Here is a 626-nt window from a genome sequence, read left to right on the forward strand (position 1 = left end):
GGCTGCTGCTGGCCGAGAGCGACGCCGCCGCGACGCTTGCGGCCGACCTCACGGCCGCCGGCGCCGACGAGGTCATCACGGTGGCGCGGGGCGCGACCTACGCCGCGCCGAAGGCAGGCGCGGCGACCGTCCGGCCGACCGAGAAGGCGGACCTCCTGCGCCTCATCGGCGAGACGGCGGCCTCCGGCCTCGCCGGCGTGGTCTACGGCTGGCCCCTTGAAGGCCACGACGGCGACGTGCTCGGCCGCGACCTCACCGTCGGCCTGCTGCATCTGGTCCAGAGCCTTGGCGAAACCGGAACCGCGACCCGCGTCGTGGTCCTGACCACGAACGCCCAGTCGGCGCCCGACGACGCGTTGGACGTGACGCCGGGGCAGGCCTCGTTGCTCGGCCTCGTCCGGGTCGCGGTCAACGAACACGCCGACATCGCCTTCCGCGCCATCGACGTGGCGGACGGCGCGCTCGACGGCGTCGTGGACGCCATCCTGTCCGACGACGCCGAGGACGAGGTGGCGCTGCGCGACGGCCGGCTCTACGTCCACCGGCTCGAACGCCGCGCGATCGCCGACCTCGACGCCGGCCGTCCGGCGCGCGACAGCGGCGACGCCGCCGCGCGGCCCCGCCGG

General features: G+C 76.0%; 1 protein-coding gene. It reads left to right on the plus strand.

The genetic code is table 11. The features are described from left to right. The coding region (locus ACFQ4O_RS18145; RefSeq protein ID WP_378777834.1) for a hypothetical protein at window positions 1-626 on the plus strand (626 nt) is incomplete at both ends.

The organism is Methylopila musalis (genome assembly GCF_042679725.1).
GTDB classification, from domain to species: Bacteria; Pseudomonadota; Alphaproteobacteria; order Rhizobiales; family Methylopilaceae; genus Methylopila; species Methylopila musalis.